The sequence below is a fragment of the Allomuricauda sp. F6463D genome (genome assembly GCF_023015965.1).
In the GTDB taxonomy this organism is placed as follows: Bacteria; Bacteroidota; Bacteroidia; order Flavobacteriales; family Flavobacteriaceae; genus Flagellimonas.
In genome coordinates, this window is sequence record NZ_JALKAN010000001.1 from 1,392,287 (window position 1) to 1,408,080 (window position 15,794).

A 15,794-nucleotide genomic window follows, 5' to 3' on the forward strand; every position below is an offset into this window, starting at 1 on the left:
TTAAATAAAATTAATGTTATAATAACTGGAAAAGTATGATAATTGTCAGCTCTTGCTATTTGGCCACATTCACAGAGCGTGTTTCCCGAATTACGGTAACCTTTACCTGGCCGGGATAAGTCATATCAGTTTGTACTTTTTGTGATATTTCAAAGGACAGCTCAGCAGCTTTGTCGTCATTGACTCTTTCGCTTTCAACAATCACACGTAGCTCTCTACCAGCTTGGATGGCATAAGCCTTCTGCACCCCATTGAAACCAAAGGCTATATCTTCCAAATCCTTTAAACGCTGAATATAGGAATCCAATACTTGTCTCCTAGCTCCTGGGCGTGCACCACTTATGGCGTCACACACCTGTACTATAGGAGAAATCAGGGTGGTCATTTCAATTTCATCATGGTGGGCTCCGATTGCATTGCACACTTCATCTTTCTCACCATATTTCTGTGCCCATTGCATTCCTAAAATGGCGTGTGGTGTCTCTACTTCAACTTCGGCCATGGGAACTTTACCAATGTCATGTAGCAATCCGGCTCTTTTGGCAAGTTTTGGATTTAATCCCAATTCCGCGGCCATTACACCACAGAGTTTCGCAACCTCTCTTGAGTGTTGTAATAAGTTTTGTCCGTATGATGAACGATACTTCATTCGTCCTACAGCTTTTATCAATTCTGGATGCAATCCATGGATACCCAAATCAATTACGGTTCGCTTACCAATCTCTGCGATTTCTTCGTTGATTTGCTTTTCCGTCTTCTTCACCACCTCTTCAATACGTGCTGGATGTATTCTTCCATCGGTGACCAACCTATGCAATGATAAACGGGCAACTTCCCTTCTTACTGAATCAAAACAAGATAGGATAATAGCCTCAGGAGTATCGTCTACAATAATTTCAACACCTGTAGCAGATTCCAAGGCACGAATGTTTCTTCCTTCACGACCGATAATACGGCCTTTTACATCATCGGACTCCAAATTGAAAACGGAAACACAATTTTCTACAGCTTCCTCCGTCCCAATTCGTTGTATAGTGTTCACCACAATTTTACGGGCTTCCTGCTGTGCGGTTAGCTTTGCCTCTTCCAACGTACTTTGAAGATAAGTCATGGCATCACTTTTCGCAGTTTCTTTCAAAGATTCCAATAATTGACTTTTAGCATCTTCTGCGGAAAGTCCAGATATTACTTCCAGTTGTTGAACTTGACTCTTATGCAGCTTCTCTACTTCGGATTGTTTTTTCTCGAGTATTTCACTTTTAAAGGTAACCTCTTTTATTTTTTCCTGTAGTTGTTCGTTAAGTTTTTTGTTTTTGGCAAGCTCACTACTTACTTGAGATTCTTTGTCCCTGGTTCTCTTTTCAGCTTCCCCAATCTTTTTATCTTTATTGATAATTACCTTCTCATGCTCAGCTTTCAGCTCCAAAAACTTTTCCTTGGCTTGGAAAATCTTATCTTTCTTTATACTTTCTCCTTCTTTCTTCGCTTCTTTAATGATGTCTGCCGATTCCTTCTTTGCATTTGCAATGGTTTTGGATGCTTTGCCTTTCTCCATCATCTTTGCAATTGCGAAACCTATTGCCAGCCCCACAACCGCTGCCACTACAATTAATATGATATTATCCATGTTTGCTTGTGTTTAGTTAAAAAAAAAGCCCACATCGGCCGAAGTTTTGTACAAACTCCTAATTACAGGTTTAGGGCTAACAGACTGATCAAGGATCCCTATACAAGTAGGGCCTGCTTTTACAACCTAAACTCACCCTTTCTAATTATAATAGTGTTGAGTTTGTCAAAAATTAATTACCAATGTGGGCAGTAACAATATTTTATTTAAAAGAACTTATTCCCCCAATTTAGAATGAACCAATTCGTCCAATGCTCTAAGGCGCTGCATAGTGACCTCCGCATTTTCCGAACGATCTATTCCTCCTTGCTCAATTTTAGAAGCAAACTGCAAGGCGCACATGGCCAATACATCTTGCTTATCCCGAACGGCATAATTTTGCTCAAATTTTTTTGCCAGATTTTCTATGTTCTTAGCCGCTTTGCGCAACCCTTCTTCTTGCTTTGGATCAATCGTTAAAGGATAAACCCTATCTGCAATGGAAAGCTTTATTTTGAGCTTCTCGTCCATAATTTCGGTGCCAATTAATCCGCTAATTTTGCTATACAAACATCAAGTTCGCGAATCAATGTATTTATCTTGAGCTTAGCTTCTGTTTTACTTGTATTACTACCCAGCATCGTGTTCGCCATTTTCAGGGAGTCATATTTTTCCTCCCATTCATTTATAGCATTCTGTTTAAGTTCGTTTTCCTCTTTTAGAAGTTCGTATTCCTTTTTCAATTTGGCATTGACCTGGTGCAACAGCTCCATTTTGTGCAGCAGCTTGCTCACCTTGTTCTCTAAAGAATCCACAATCTCAACAAGTTCGCTCATATATGCAAACAACAATACGTATTACACAAAGTTAACCAACCTAATGCAACCTCGCAATACTTTTAAGATTTATTCTTAAAGCTTTGCTTGAAGACACTCGGCGGCCCCTTAAATCTTTTTCTCAAAGCAAAACATTGGTTACTTTCGTAAGAAAATATTGGTTTTTTATGCGTTGTAATTTTTTTTTAGCCCTTTTTTTGATCACACTATATTTACCTGCACAAAAAAAATATCCCCAAGACACCTTCCGTTCTCCTTTGGATATTCCATTGGTTTTGGCAGGAACTTTCGGTGAGTTGCGGTCCAACCACTTCCACTCTGGCATGGACATAAAAACCCAGCAAAGAGAGGGTTTGCCCATTTTTGCCATTGAGGATGGCACGGTTACACGAATCAAAGTCTCACATTGGGGCTATGGAAAAGCTCTTTACATTGCACATCCGAACGGATATACATCGGTTTACGCCCACCTTAAAAAATTTGGTCCAGAGATTGAGGAATATGTAAAAAAAATACAGTATCAAAAACAATCGTATGAAGTAGAAATGTTTCCCGATTACGGCGAACTTAAGGTTACAAAGGGAAACATCATTGCCTACTCGGGAAATACTGGAGGGTCGGCAGGACCTCATCTTCATTTCGAAATACGGAATAGCGTAAACGGTAAACCTACAAATCCACTGTTGTACGGTTATGATGTTAGAGATGCCACAGATCCTTCGGTCCTAGGACTATTTGGATACCCATTGTCCAACGATGCTTTGATAAACCATAGCGCTAAAAAAATCCAATTGAACTATACCAGACAAGCTGATGGCTCGTATTTGGCCGATAAAGTAATCGCGCTAGGTACTATTGGTTTAGGCATCAACAGTTTTGACCGTTTGGACATGGCCGCTAACAAAAATGGGGTTTATGCCATAAAACAAATTGTTAACGGAAAGGTTTATTCAGAATTTGATTTTGAATCTTTCTCTTTTGGTGAGACCAGATATATCAACACCCTTATTGATTATGCTCATTTTTATGATCATCGACAGCGTATCCAAAAATGTTTTAAAGAGCCTTACAACCATTTGAGCATTTATAAATCCCTTTACAATGATGGTAAAATAAATATAAGAGAGGGCATGGCTTATAATGTGGAATTGCTCATATCAGACCTAGCGGGAAACACTACAAAGCTTATTATTCCCATAGAAGGAAAAAAGCAAGAGATAAAAATTGCGAAGGAAGATGAAACCACGGATAATTTTGTAATTGCAAACAAACCCAACAACTTTGACCTTGGTGCGGCAAAAGTGTTTTTTCCTGCAAATACATTTTACGAAGATTTTTTCATCAAACTAGAAAAGGGAAAAGATACCGTCACCATACACGACAATAGTGTGGCAGCGCACCGAAATTTCACCATTAGTTTTGACCCATCAAACTACACGACCGAAGAAAAGAAGCAAATGTTTATTGCACACTTGAACAGTAAAATGAGGCCGTCCTATTCAAAAACCTACAAGCGAGATGGCTCATTTACGACCCGAACTCGTACTTTGGGCACCTACACATTGGTAAGGGATACCATTGCGCCCAAGGTAAGTCCAAAAAACTTCAAGGAGAAACAATGGCTTAGCAACTATAATTACTTAAGTCTAAGCATTACAGATGACCTTAGTGGAATCGACTCCTATTCGGCCACCTTAAATGGCAAATGGATACTTATGGAATACGAACCCAAGACAAACACCATAACTTATAATTTTGAAGATAACGTCACTAACGATACCGAGTGCGAACTAAAAGTCACTGTAATTGATAATGTAGGCAACTCCACTATCTTTACCAGTAATTTTTTCAGGAAATAGACTTACTTTTGCAAACAAATTGTAGCCTCGACCACTCTATAGTTTTTTTTCACCAATCCTTAAAAGCAAATCAACCTAAACTTTTTACCATCCGAAGCTAGCAATTAAGAGGTGTTAAATTAAAAATTGATTAATGAAAAAAATCGTCTTCGTTGTTATTCTTTTGATTTCCGTTATGGTATCGGCCCAAAAGAACATCTATGAAAACATTAGGTTTGATGAACTCACGAACAATCATGAGGTGTTGGCCATTATTCCTTTTATAGCGCACTTGGAACTGAAAATGGCAGTGGACATGAATGAATTAAAGGTACTGGCCCAAAAAGAGGGTTATGCCGTACAAAACGCACTGGAGATGTATTTCTCCAAAAGAAAATCTCGTAAAAAGTTTAATGTTGATTTCCAGAACATCAATAACACCAATGCTATTTTGACCCAAAACGATATCGATTATAACAATATCGACACTTTTACCACGCAAGAATTGTGCGAGATATTGAAAGTCGATGGAATTATAAGTGGCAATCTAAATCTTAACATTTTGCTATCTGAAGGCGTGCCCACGGATTTTAGTATCCTGGATTATTTTAGCGGGAATGCCAACTATGGTAGAATCGGGGTTAAGGTAAGTGACGGTGAAACTGGTAAACTGCTTTGGAAGTACGAGAACGAAATCTCCAAAAAAACCGGTAAAAACACCACTGAGCTCATCGATAAAATGATGAAAACCGCATCTAGGAAATTCCCATATGACAGGGAGAAAAAAAGAGCTAAAAACTAGATCTAAGCTTTGGCGAACTCTTTTAAAACCTCAATCACATAGTCCAATTCTTCTTTAGTGTTGTACATAGAGAAAGAAAAACGTAAACTTGGCTTCTCCAACTCCTCTTCCGACAAGATCTGGGAAAGTACATGGGAACCAAGGTTACTTCCGGACTGGCACGCACTACCCTTCGAACAAGCAATTCCCTTCATATCCAAGTGGAACAACAGCATTAATCCTTTTTGTTTATCCAAAGGCAAGCGTATGTTCGTCAAGGTATAGGTGCTTTTTTCCAAATCGCCAGAAAGACCATTACAAGTTGCTTCGGGAATTTCTTTGCCGATTTTGTCCAAGAAGTATCTTTTGAGCTCCTTAACTTTATTGGTCTCCTCCTCCAAATGCTCATATGCCTTGATAAAAGCTTCTTCCAATCCAACAATGTTATGAAAGGGCTCAGTTCCAGCTCTAAAACCTCTTTCTTGGGCGCCACCAAAAATCAACGGTTTTAATCCTGAATTTTTACGGATAAAAGCAAAACCAACTCCTTTTGGCCCATGGAATTTATGTGCTGCCGCAGTCATAAAATCAACAGGAACAGCTTGTACATCCCAGGGGTAATGTCCAATGGACTGTACCGTATCCGAATGAAATAGTGCATTGTACTCTTTACAAAGAGCACCAACAGCCGCAATATCCGTAATATTACCTATCTCATTGTTCACATGCATTAAACTGACCAATTTCTTGGAATCGTCCTCTTGCAGGAGTTGTTCCAAGTGATCGAGTTTTGGATTTCCGAACTTATCCAAATCCACATACCAAATAGCAATATTGTATTCTTTTTCCAGCTCTTCCACAGTATGTAAAACGGCATGGTGCTCTATTTTGGAGGTAATAATGGTCTTCACACCAAGATCCCTTACCGCACACCTCAAAATCATGTTGTCCGCCTCAGTTCCACCTGATGTAAAAATTATTTCAGATGGTTGGGCATTCAAGGTCTTAGCTACCGTTTTCCGCGCTTGCTCAACGGCGGTCTTTGCCGATCTTCCAAAACTATGGGTAGAAGATGGATTCCCATAATGCTGGGCAAGAGCCTCTTGCATACGTTCTATTACTTCTTTTCTTACCTGCGTTGTGGCAGCGTTATCCAGATATACTTTTTGCATGGCTGAGTTCACTTTTAAAGAGGTGTAAAAGTACATGAAATAAAGTTAATTTCTTTTAAACTATATCCAGGAATTGGGGTATTAAAATGGAATTACATTAAATTTGGACTATGAGAAAATTCATCCTTTTAGCTCTTTGTTCGGGCATACTCTTTTCTTGTAGCGATGGTGACCTTGAAATTGAGACCATTGACTTTGATAGTGTATCATTGGAATACTGTTCCGAACCAACAACCGATTCCAAGAATTTGTTATTTAAAATAAACGATAGTGAAGCCCTTATTTTGGAACTTCAAAGTGGCGTTTTAAACAATGGTGAAGTTGGCGAGACCGTTACATCCGAAAGTACTGTTCCTAGCCAATCGCAGGTTACTTACCGTATTTTTTCCGATACCGTGGATGATGGATACTTTTGTGACGACGTTCCTCCTGCCGAACCCACAGTCGTTACCGAAGTTGAAGCCGAAGGAGGCCAAGTAATAGTTGAAACTGTGATTGACCCAGATGACGCTACTGTGTTTGTTCACACCATAAGTTTAAGCGGCATTTCCTTTGTTACAGAAAGTGGAGAACGCATTACCAATTTAGCCATTAGTGAATTTGGGGATGTAACCACAAATGTGCCCGATTAATTATTTTGATAAATATACACCTCGGTAGCTCCAAGTCCATATTTTTGATAATCAGCGTCGTAATACTTTACGTTCTCGTACCTTTTAAAAAGATACCGTAATTCTTCCTTTAAGATACCTTCGCCAACCCCGTGTATGAACACTACTTTTTGTATACGTTTTCTAATGGCAAAATCCAATTGCCGCTTTGCAGTATCCAATTGAATGTTGAGCATATCGTAATTGCTCATGCCCCTACTGGATTTCACCAATTGATGAATATGAAGATCCACTTCCATTTTGGGAGTATTCCGTTCCTTTGATTTAATCGTCGGAGCTTTTCTTTTCTTTGGTTGCTCTTTTTGTTTTTTTATTTGGGCAGCTTCATAATTGGTTACGGCAATATCCCCTTCAATTTTTACAAGACTATCAACAGCATATTGAAGGGAAAAACCATCATCTGTAAGCAGTGTCACCGAATCGCCTTCTATTAATTGAACTATGCCAGAAACAGCCTCATCCAAAACCTCTGCCCTATCACCAACCGAAAACTTGCCCATATTTAATTGTTATAGTAAAAAATGATGCGAAAATTAAACCTGAATACAAAAATAATAGTATTTTTCGGGCACTACAGACTATGATACACCTAAGACCATTCATATACGCCATTAATTTACAGGATTATATGCTTCCATGTCTTAACAAACAGCTTTTGGGAGTGGATTGTCCCGGATGTGGAATGCAACGCTCGCTTGACTTATTGTTGCATGGTGAGTTTGTGGCCGCATTTCACATGTATCCGGCCATTTATACCATATTACCACTTTTTGCAGCGGTCATTGGCACGAAGGTTTTTAATTTAAAAATCGATAACCGGTCAATCATTGGACTGGGAGTAGCCTCTGTTGTTTTAATTTTAATAAATTACCTAATCAAATTTATAAACTAAACATTTTAACCATGGAACAAAAAAATCTTCCTAATGTAACCATCGCCCTAGTGTTGGCCATTTTATCATTCCTCTGTTGTTGTTTTGGAGGTGTGCCCGGCCTTGTACTTGGCGGCATAGCTTTTTTCTTAATTAAAAAAGATGAGAGCACATATGCAGAAAATCCAGACTTGTATAAAAATTACAGTACGCTTAAAACTGTAAAAATTTTAGCCATTATAGGAATGGCAATTGGAGCACTTTATTTGATTTACACATTATGGTCTGTCAGCCAAATGGGTGGCTGGGATGGCTACATGGACAAGGTTAATGAAATGATGGAACAATATCAATAAATTAACAATATGAACCAACAACCCTTACCTGGGGCAAGCACCGTGTTGACAATGGGGATACTTTCCATTGTCGGCACCCTGTTTTGTTGTGGTCCATTAGGTGCAATATTCAGTATCATAGGATTGGTTAAGGCGAAGACCGCTAACGGATTATACCAACAAAACCCAGAAAACTACACGGATTACAGCAATGTAAAAACGGGAAAGATATTATCCTATATCGGATTAGCCCTAGCGTTGATCTTCCTAGTGATTTTCATCCTTTATTTTGGATTTATCATTGCTATTTTAACTACCGGTGAATATAGTGGCGAATTTTAATTCGCCACTTCACTTATAAATTTAAGCCGGTACAAACGAAGCTCTTCATCCTCGTAATCGCCATCAAATTCGTCAATGGCGGAATTAATGGAGTCATTTTCGGCTTCTAGAAAGTAATCGTGGATTTCTTCTTGTTGGTCATCATCCAATATTTCATCGATCCAGTAACCAATGTTCAGTTTTGTTCCACTGAAAACAATCTGCTCCATTTCTTTTATTAGTTCGGGAAGTTCCAACCCTTTGGCGGAAGCAATATCATCCAAAGATAATTTTCTGTCAACACTTTGTATTACATAGAGCTTTAAACCAGAATTTGCACCCGTGCTTTTCACAACTAGGTCATCTGGTCTAATGATTTCATTTTCCTCCACATACGTAGAAATCATTTCCACGAAAGGCTTTCCATATTTTTTTGCCTTTCCTTCACCTACACCCTGTATATTTAAAAGTTCTTCCATGGTCACTGGGTATTTTAGTGACATATCTTCCAAAGAAGGGTCTTGAAAAACCACAAAAGGAGGAACTTCCCTTTTTAGCGCTTCTTTTTTTCGAAGGTCTTTTAATAATTTCAATAAATTTTCATCGGCAACAGCGCCTCCCGATTTTTCGGCGACCACAATATTACCTGTATCATCTTTAGAATACACATGATCCTTAGTCATCATGAACGACTCCGGATTGGCAATGTACATTTTACCTGCTTCTGTTAAATGAAGAATCCCATACTGCTCAATTTCTTTTTTTAAGAGACCGGCAACCAATACCTGTCGCGTCAAAGCCATCCAAAAAGGTTTATCCTCTTCTTTTCCTATTCCGAAAAAAGGTTTTTCATCTGTTCTGTGGGAAGATAGCATGGCATTTGTCTGTCCGACCAAAACCCTAACAATTTCTTTGGTTTTAAACTTTTCTTTGGTGTCCCTTACCACGCTCAATAGCTTAACCACTTGCTCCTTAGCTTCTACTCTGGGCTTAGGGTTTCTTGAGTTATCGTCCATATCGGCTCCTTCGCCGTTCACCTCATCAAAATCCTCCCCGAAATAGTGAAGTATAAATTTCCTACGGGATATGGATGTTTCGGCATAAGCTACAATTTCCTGTAATAAGGCATTTCCAATCTCTTGCTCGGCCACTGGTTTACCCGACATGAACTTTTCCAGTTTTTCTACATCTTTATAAGCATAGTAGGCCAAACAATGTCCTTCGCCCCCATCTCTACCTGCACGGCCGGTTTCTTGATAATAACTCTCAATACTTTTAGGAATATCATGATGGATTACAAAACGCACATCTGGTTTATCTATTCCCATACCAAAAGCAATAGTTGCAACAACAACATCCACTTCTTCCATGAGGAACATATCTTGGTATTTTGAGCGGGTTTTGGCATCGAACCCTGCATGATAAGGTACGGCACTGACCCCATTTACCTGTAGTACCTGAGCCAATTCCTCCACACGCTTTCTACTCAAGCAGTAAATAATTCCAGATTTTCCCTGATTTTGTTTTACAAAGCGAATTATATCAGCATCTACGTTCTTGGTTTTTGGACGCACCTCATAAAATAAATTTGGTCTATTGAACGATGCTTTGAAAACCTTTGCATCTGTCATACCCAAATTTTTAATAATATCTTCCTGCACCTTTGGTGTAGCCGTGGCGGTAAGTCCAATTATTGGAATATTATCTCCCAACCTATTTATGATACTACGAAGATTCCGGTAATCAGGTCTAAAATCGTGCCCCCATTCCGAGATACAATGGGCTTCATCTACAGCAACAAAAGAAAGTTTCACCTTTCTTAAAAAATCCACGTTTTCCTCCTTGGTGAGGGATTCTGGAGCCACATATAGTAATTTGGTAACACCGTTGGTAATATCCTCTTTCACCTGTCTCACCTCTGTTTTTGTCAATGATGAGTTCAATACATGTGCAATACCATGCTGCTCCGATATTCCTCTGATGACATCTACCTGGTTCTTCATAAGGGCAATCAAGGGGGATACAATTATTGCTGTTCCTTCTTCCATAAGTGCCGGCAACTGATAGCAAAGGGATTTCCCCCCCCCAGTGGGCATAATTACAAAAGTGTCTTTACCACTTAATATATTTTGGATTACACCTTCCTGTAATCCTTTGAACTTTGAGAAACCAAAATATTTTTTGAGCGAGGAATGCAAATCAGTGTTCGTTAGGCTCATTTCCGCATTTTTCAATTTATTTCAAGCAACCTAAAAGGTAGTTGATGCTGTTTTTGTCCGTTAAATTACTAAGAAATCTAATTTCTCTTACAAATAGTCTGTAAAAGATAGTTTGATTAGTTTTGTAATTTTAAATATAAGACATTCTTTTAGGAATACAATCAGTTAATCGGTTATTTACTTTGAACGACATTAAGTCAATTTTATCTACAGCAAAGAGAACTCTCGAAATAGAGAGTAAGGCCATAGCCAATCTAATCGATCTTTTGGACGATCAATTTGCGCACGCCGTACAACATATTTTAGAATCGGAAGGAAGAGTTATTGTTTCCGGTATAGGCAAGAGTGCCATCGTAGCATCCAAAATTGTTGCAACATTAAACTCTACCGGTACACCTGCCATTTTTATGCATGCCGCAGATGCGATACATGGAGATTTGGGCACCATCCAAAACAACGATGTGGTCATATGTCTGTCACAAAGCGGAAACACCCCAGAGATAAAAGCATTGCTTCCCTTAATAAAAATTAGAGGGCACAAGTTAATCGGCATCACCGGAAATATGGACTCTGTCTTGGCAAAACAAGCAGATTTTGTTCTGAACACCCATGTAAAAAAAGAAGCTTGCCCAAATAATTTGGCACCCACCACAAGTACCTCGGCTCAAATGGCCATGGGAGATTCCCTTGCAATTTGTTTATTGGAATTGAAAGGGTTCAGTAGTTCCGATTTTGCCAAATATCATCCAGGTGGGGCTTTGGGGAAAAAATTATATTTGCGCGTTGCCGATATTGTGGTGAACAATCAAAAGCCACAGGTGGACATCAATTCCAAAGTAAAAGATGTAATTATGGAAATATCCGAAAAAATGCTTGGAGTTACCGCAGTACTGGACAAAGACAAGGTGGTCGGCATTGTTACCGATGGTGATGTTCGAAGAATGTTGAGTAAATACGATAATATTAGTGGACTAACAGCGAAGGACATTATGACTTCCAACCCGAAAACTATAGATGTAGATACCTTGGCTGTCAAGGCTCTTAAAATGCTACAAGAAACAAGCATATCCCAGTTATTGGCTTTTGATGGGGAAACATATGCGGGAGTGGTCCATATTCATAACCTTATAAATGAGGGAATCCTATAATGGCAAAAAAAGAGAGAAAAAGTCCAGATGAAATGTCCTTTTTGGACCATTTGGAAGAATTACGCTGGCATTTGGTGCGCTCCACCTTAGCAATTGTTATAATTGCCTGCGTAGCATTTGTATTTAGAGGCTTTATTTTTGATACAATATTGTTCGGTCCCAAGAACATGGATTTTCCAACCTATCAGTTCTTTTGCAACATTGGAAAGTTCTTCGGGGTAGATTCCGAGTTCTGTAGCGATACAATTCCATTTACCATCCAAAGTAGATTGATGGCAGGACAGTTTTCCGCACATATCTGGACATCTATTTGGGCTGGGGTAATTCTTGGCTTTCCTTATATTTTATATGAATTGTGGAAATTTATTAGCCCGGGGCTTTACGAGAACGAAAGGAAACATTCTAGGGGATTCATTATTACAGCTTCTGGTCTGTTCTTTTTAGGTGTATTATTTGGATATTATATAGTTGCTCCATTATCCATCAACTTTTTAGGATCCTACCAAGTTAGTAAAGAAGTACTGAATGAAATCGACCTTGCCTCGTATATCGGGACGGTAAGGGCTTCGGTAATCGCCTGTGGAATAATGTTTGAACTGCCCATTGTTATTTTCTTCTTGACCAAGGTAGGATTGGTAACACCAGAAATCCTGAAGAAATACCGAAAAATTGCATTGGTGATCATTTTGGTACTATCAGCAATCATTACACCTCCAGATGTTACCAGTCAAATAATTGTATGTATACCTGTACTCATTTTGTATCAAGTAAGCATATTCATTTCCAAAATGGTAGTTAAAAAAGAAGCTAAAAAAGAGAAAGCTAGAAATAATGCCGAATAAAGTAGAAGAATTCAATGCCTATCGAACAAGAATGAACGATAAGCTTCTTGCCGAGAACAACAAGCTCATCAAACGCATTTTCAATCTGGATACCAACGCTTTTATGGAAGGTGCCTTGGATGTGAAGACCAAGGAACTTTTAGGACTGGTCGCATCTGCTGTGCTCCGATGCGACGATTGTGTAAAATACCATTTGGAAAGTTCCAAAAAAGCCGGAGCCAAAAAAGAAGAAGTCATGGAAACCTTGGGTATAGCCACCTTGGTCGGTGGAACCATTGTGATACCACATCTTCGCCGCGCGCATGAATATTGGGAAGATTTGGAAAAAAGCGAAGCTTAAAAAAAACCAAAAGACCATGCGCCACAAAAAGAATATGTTTAGTTTTGGCAAGTTCCTATGAAGCTACGCGCAGAAAATATAATGAAGGCCTACCGTGGCCGAAAAGTTGTTAAGGGCATTTCCTTAGAAGTAAACCAAGGTGAAATTGTTGGGCTTTTAGGTCCAAACGGAGCAGGTAAAACCACTTCGTTCTACATGATTGTCGGTTTGATTAAGCCCAATGGTGGTAACATATACTTGGATGATATGAACATCACCAGTTTTCCTATGTACAAAAGAGCCCAAAACGGCATTGGCTATTTGGCTCAAGAAGCCTCAGTTTTTCGAAAACTAAGTATAGAAAAAAATATCCTCAGTGTATTGCAGCTCACTAATTTGAGCAAAAAAGAACAACACATGAAGATGGAGTCCCTGATTGACGAATTTGGCCTAGGCCATATACGTAAAAGTCGTGGAGATCTATTATCTGGTGGAGAACGTCGCCGTACCGAAATTGCGCGTGCCTTGGCCACCGATCCTAAATTTATTCTGTTGGATGAACCTTTTGCTGGAGTAGATCCCGTTGCAGTAGAAGATATACAGCGCATTGTCGCCCAATTAAAGAACAAGAATATAGGTATTTTGATTACCGACCATAACGTACAGGAAACATTGGCCATTACAGAACGCTCTTACCTCATGTTCGAAGGTGGCATCCTTAAAGCGGGGGTTCCAGAAGAATTGGCCATGGATGAAATGGTAAGAAAAGTTTACCTAGGGCAAAACTTTGAGTTACGGAAAAAGAAATTGGATTTCTAAAACTTACTTGTCCGAGGGCACTAACAGCGACGCTAAAACATAGAACAGTATTATCACAGGTATCGCTAAAAAGCGCAGTGTAATAAGCAGTACCAAACTTCCAATGATAAAAAGATAGCGTACACCATTATCTTTAAACTTCCAGTTTTTGAACTTTAAAGCAAACAATCTGATAGGAGAGTTTAATAAATAAGAGCATAAAACAGTTAAAATCACCAAAAACCAAGGGTTAAGGATAATGTTGTTCAACATTTCATTGTTATGATACAAAAGAATCATGGGCAAAGAGAGAATCAAAAGTGCATTTGCAGGCGTGGGCAGTCCAATAAAAGATGATACTTGATCCTCATCTACATTAAACTTGGCCAATCGGTAGGCGGATGCCATCGTAATTGCGAACCCTACAAAGGGTAAAAAGGTAAGTTCGGTATCGTGACCAATAAACCCAAGGTTCCATCCACCCCGTTCCGCCATACTCAATAGCTGAAACATAACCACTCCTGGCACAAGTCCACTGGTTATTACGTCGGCCAATGAATCCAACTGAATTCCTATCTCACTCTGCACGTTTAACGCACGTGCCGCCAAACCATCAAAAAAATCAAAGAAAATCCCTATGAGCACAAAAAGAGCTGCCCATTCCAAATGATTGAGCACCGCAAATACGGTGGCAATGCAGCCGCTTAGAACATTCAGCATGGTTAATAGATTGGGTATATAGGATTTCATATATCAAGATTTTCGTAAAAATAAGGTAAAAAATAAACTGTTTCCTTTATTGGAACGAAGGAGTCATTTTTATTCAGATATTTGCGTTCATAAAATTCAGAATGAAGCAAAAGGGCCTTCTTTTATTATTTTTCTTTGTAATCGGGAAATTTCTTTTTTCCCAAGCCCCCCAACTTACCGAAGATTCGACAATAAGTTTGATTACTTGCGCAACAGGTGATGAGTTGTACTCTGCTTTTGGACATACTGCTTTTCGGGTACAGGAACCAACACTTGGGATTGATATTGTCTACAACTATGGAACCTTCGATTTTAATCAGCCTAATTTCTACTTGAATTTCACCAAGGGAAAAATGATTTATTCCCTGTCCCGTAAAAATATTGAAATGTTTCTCTACGAATACGAGTTGGAGAAAAGGTGGGTGAAAGAACAAATTTTAGACCTAAACCTAAGCCAGCGCAACCAATTACTTGCTTTTTTTGAACAAAATTATTTACCTGAAAATCGAGATTACCTATACGATCCACTTTTAAACAACTGTTCAAGTATTACAGGGGATATTTTAAAAAATCAATTTGGTAAGGATATTGTTATTGATGGCTCCTATCTCGATAAACAATATACTTTCCGCCAGTTGGTACGTCAGTTTATGGATGTGAATACTTGGGCTATGTTTGGAATTGATTTGGCATTTGGCTCTCCCGTAGATAGAAAGGCTACCGTGCAAGAACATATGTTTTTACCCTATTATACGATGGAGCAACTCCGCCACACAACCTTGAACGGTAAACCTTTGGTAAAACGTGAACGTACTATTTTAGACTATAGCGAACATACCAAAAACGGCTATTTCCCACTTTCTCCATTGTTTTGGTTTATGTTGCTTATGGCTTTTACCGGAATCATTACTTATTTTGATTTTAAGCACAAAGCGCGTAGCCGTTGGTTGGACTTTTCACTTTTGTTTATAACTGGATTGGCAGGAACCTTTTTATTTTTACTATGGGTTGCGGCGGACCATACCTCAACTCCTTATAATTATAACATTTTATGGGCCTTCCCTATCAATATTCTAGCCGCTTTTACACTTGTGTTTCAAGATAAAGTCCCCAAATGGGTGCCAAAATATCTATGGTCTGCGTTAGGATTGATCGCCATTATGATTTTGGTATGGATAATTGGGGTTCAGATTTTTTCTCCTGTGTTGATTCCACTACTTTTGACCTTGGCCATCCGATACCTGTATATAATCAAGTATTCCAAATTGTAGGTTGGTCCACAAACAA

The 15,794-nt window shown here is 39.0% G+C and carries 18 protein-coding genes and 1 other RNA gene; 11 read left to right on the forward strand and 8 right to left on the reverse strand.

Annotation, left to right across the window (positions count from 1 at the left end):
- Nucleotides 1-55 precede the first annotated feature (55 nt).
- The 4 genes from rny to MWU56_RS06145 all read right to left on the reverse strand — a co-directional run bounded on the left by rny (nt 56) and on the right by MWU56_RS06145 (nt 2,442).
- Complete coding sequence (gene rny / locus MWU56_RS06130; protein WP_247043027.1) at nt 56-1,627, reverse strand: ribonuclease Y; 1,572 nt, start codon at nt 1,625-1,627, stop codon at nt 56-58.
- A 52-nt stretch (nt 1,628-1,679) separates the two neighbouring features.
- A non-coding RNA gene (ssrS, locus tag MWU56_RS06135) (6S RNA) lies at nt 1,680-1,789 on the reverse strand.
- Between the two features lie 54 nt (nt 1,790-1,843).
- On the reverse strand, nt 1,844-2,137 hold the full coding sequence (locus MWU56_RS06140; RefSeq protein ID WP_247043030.1) for a cell division protein ZapA: 294 nt from the start codon (nt 2,135-2,137) through the stop codon (nt 1,844-1,846).
- Between the two features lie 14 nt (nt 2,138-2,151).
- Nucleotides 2,152-2,442, reverse strand: a complete 291-nt coding sequence (locus tag MWU56_RS06145) for a hypothetical protein (RefSeq protein ID WP_247043032.1) — start codon at nt 2,440-2,442, stop codon at nt 2,152-2,154.
- 167 nt (nt 2,443-2,609) lie between these two features.
- On the opposite strand from MWU56_RS06145, the gene MWU56_RS06150 reads away from it, so the two are divergent.
- Nucleotides 2,610-4,301, forward strand: a complete 1,692-nt coding sequence (locus MWU56_RS06150) for a M23 family metallopeptidase (RefSeq protein ID WP_247043034.1) — start codon at nt 2,610-2,612, stop codon at nt 4,299-4,301.
- A gap of 133 nt (nt 4,302-4,434) precedes the next feature.
- Nucleotides 4,435-5,082: a hypothetical protein gene (locus tag MWU56_RS06155; protein ID WP_247043036.1), complete on the forward strand. Its 648-nt coding sequence runs from the start codon at nt 4,435-4,437 to the stop codon at nt 5,080-5,082.
- 2 nt (nt 5,083-5,084) lie between these two features.
- On the opposite strand, the gene MWU56_RS06160 is transcribed toward MWU56_RS06155, so the two are convergent.
- Nucleotides 5,085-6,233 carry a cysteine desulfurase family protein gene (locus MWU56_RS06160; RefSeq protein WP_247043713.1) on the reverse strand — a complete coding sequence of 383 codons (1,149 nt, stop codon included), beginning with the start codon at nt 6,231-6,233 and terminating at the stop codon, nt 5,085-5,087.
- A gap of 110 nt (nt 6,234-6,343) precedes the next feature.
- Here MWU56_RS06160 and MWU56_RS06165 point away from each other — a divergent pair, with 110 nt between their 5' ends.
- Complete coding sequence (locus MWU56_RS06165; protein WP_247043038.1) at nt 6,344-6,865, forward strand: hypothetical protein; 522 nt, start codon at nt 6,344-6,346, stop codon at nt 6,863-6,865.
- On the opposite strand, the gene MWU56_RS06170 is transcribed toward MWU56_RS06165, so the two are convergent.
- Nucleotides 6,862-7,404 carry a Smr/MutS family protein gene (locus MWU56_RS06170; protein ID WP_247043040.1) on the reverse strand — a complete coding sequence of 181 codons (543 nt, stop codon included), beginning with the start codon at nt 7,402-7,404 and terminating at the stop codon, nt 6,862-6,864. The two genes, MWU56_RS06165 and MWU56_RS06170, sit on opposite strands and share 4 nt — an antisense overlap.
- 80 nt (nt 7,405-7,484) lie before the next feature.
- On the opposite strand from MWU56_RS06170, the gene MWU56_RS06175 reads away from it, so the two are divergent.
- Genes MWU56_RS06175 through MWU56_RS06185 form a run of 3 tightly spaced genes read left to right on the forward strand, consistent with a single transcriptional unit; the run spans nt 7,485 to nt 8,452 of the window.
- A complete protein-coding gene (locus MWU56_RS06175) occupies nt 7,485-7,796 on the forward strand; it encodes a DUF2752 domain-containing protein (protein WP_247043041.1) in 312 nt (103 codons plus the stop codon).
- An 11-nt stretch (nt 7,797-7,807) separates the two neighbouring features.
- The gene (locus MWU56_RS06180) at nt 7,808-8,131 is read left to right on the forward strand and encodes a CCC motif membrane protein (RefSeq protein WP_247043043.1); all 324 of its coding nucleotides are present in this window, start codon (nt 7,808-7,810) and stop codon (nt 8,129-8,131) included.
- Nucleotides 8,132-8,140: 9 nt separating this feature from the next.
- The gene (locus MWU56_RS06185) at nt 8,141-8,452 is read left to right on the forward strand and encodes a CCC motif membrane protein (protein ID WP_247043044.1); all 312 of its coding nucleotides are present in this window, start codon (nt 8,141-8,143) and stop codon (nt 8,450-8,452) included.
- Here MWU56_RS06185 and MWU56_RS06190 read toward each other — a convergent pair.
- The gene (locus tag MWU56_RS06190; protein ID WP_247043045.1) at nt 8,449-10,650 is read right to left on the reverse strand and encodes a RecQ family ATP-dependent DNA helicase; all 2,202 of its coding nucleotides are present in this window, start codon (nt 10,648-10,650) and stop codon (nt 8,449-8,451) included. The two genes, MWU56_RS06185 and MWU56_RS06190, sit on opposite strands and share 4 nt — an antisense overlap.
- A 182-nt stretch (nt 10,651-10,832) precedes the next feature.
- Here MWU56_RS06190 and MWU56_RS06195 point away from each other — a divergent pair, with 182 nt between their 5' ends.
- The 4 genes from MWU56_RS06195 to lptB are packed head-to-tail and all read left to right on the forward strand — an operon-like array spanning nt 10,833 to nt 13,778.
- The gene (locus MWU56_RS06195) at nt 10,833-11,798 is read left to right on the forward strand and encodes an SIS domain-containing protein (RefSeq protein ID WP_247043046.1); all 966 of its coding nucleotides are present in this window, start codon (nt 10,833-10,835) and stop codon (nt 11,796-11,798) included.
- The gene (tatC, locus tag MWU56_RS06200; protein ID WP_247043047.1) at nt 11,798-12,640 is read left to right on the forward strand and encodes a twin-arginine translocase subunit TatC; all 843 of its coding nucleotides are present in this window, start codon (nt 11,798-11,800) and stop codon (nt 12,638-12,640) included. Before MWU56_RS06195 ends, tatC begins: the two co-directional genes overlap by 1 nt.
- Nucleotides 12,630-12,980: a carboxymuconolactone decarboxylase family protein gene (locus tag MWU56_RS06205; protein WP_247043048.1), complete on the forward strand. Its 351-nt coding sequence runs from the start codon at nt 12,630-12,632 to the stop codon at nt 12,978-12,980. The genes tatC and MWU56_RS06205 overlap by 11 nt, the downstream gene beginning before the upstream one ends.
- A gap of 57 nt (nt 12,981-13,037) precedes the next feature.
- Nucleotides 13,038-13,778 (forward strand): LPS export ABC transporter ATP-binding protein, encoded by a 741-nt coding sequence (lptB, locus tag MWU56_RS06210; protein WP_247043050.1) that lies wholly within the window; start codon nt 13,038-13,040, stop codon nt 13,776-13,778.
- A 3-nt stretch (nt 13,779-13,781) separates the two neighbouring features.
- On the opposite strand, the gene MWU56_RS06215 is transcribed toward lptB, so the two are convergent.
- Complete coding sequence (locus MWU56_RS06215; protein WP_247043052.1) at nt 13,782-14,507, reverse strand: CDP-alcohol phosphatidyltransferase family protein; 726 nt, start codon at nt 14,505-14,507, stop codon at nt 13,782-13,784.
- A 101-nt stretch (nt 14,508-14,608) separates the two neighbouring features.
- Between MWU56_RS06215 and MWU56_RS06220 the strand changes: the two genes are divergently transcribed.
- Nucleotides 14,609-15,778, forward strand: a complete 1,170-nt coding sequence (locus MWU56_RS06220; RefSeq protein ID WP_247043054.1) for a DUF4105 domain-containing protein — start codon at nt 14,609-14,611, stop codon at nt 15,776-15,778.
- Nucleotides 15,779-15,794 lie beyond the last annotated feature (16 nt).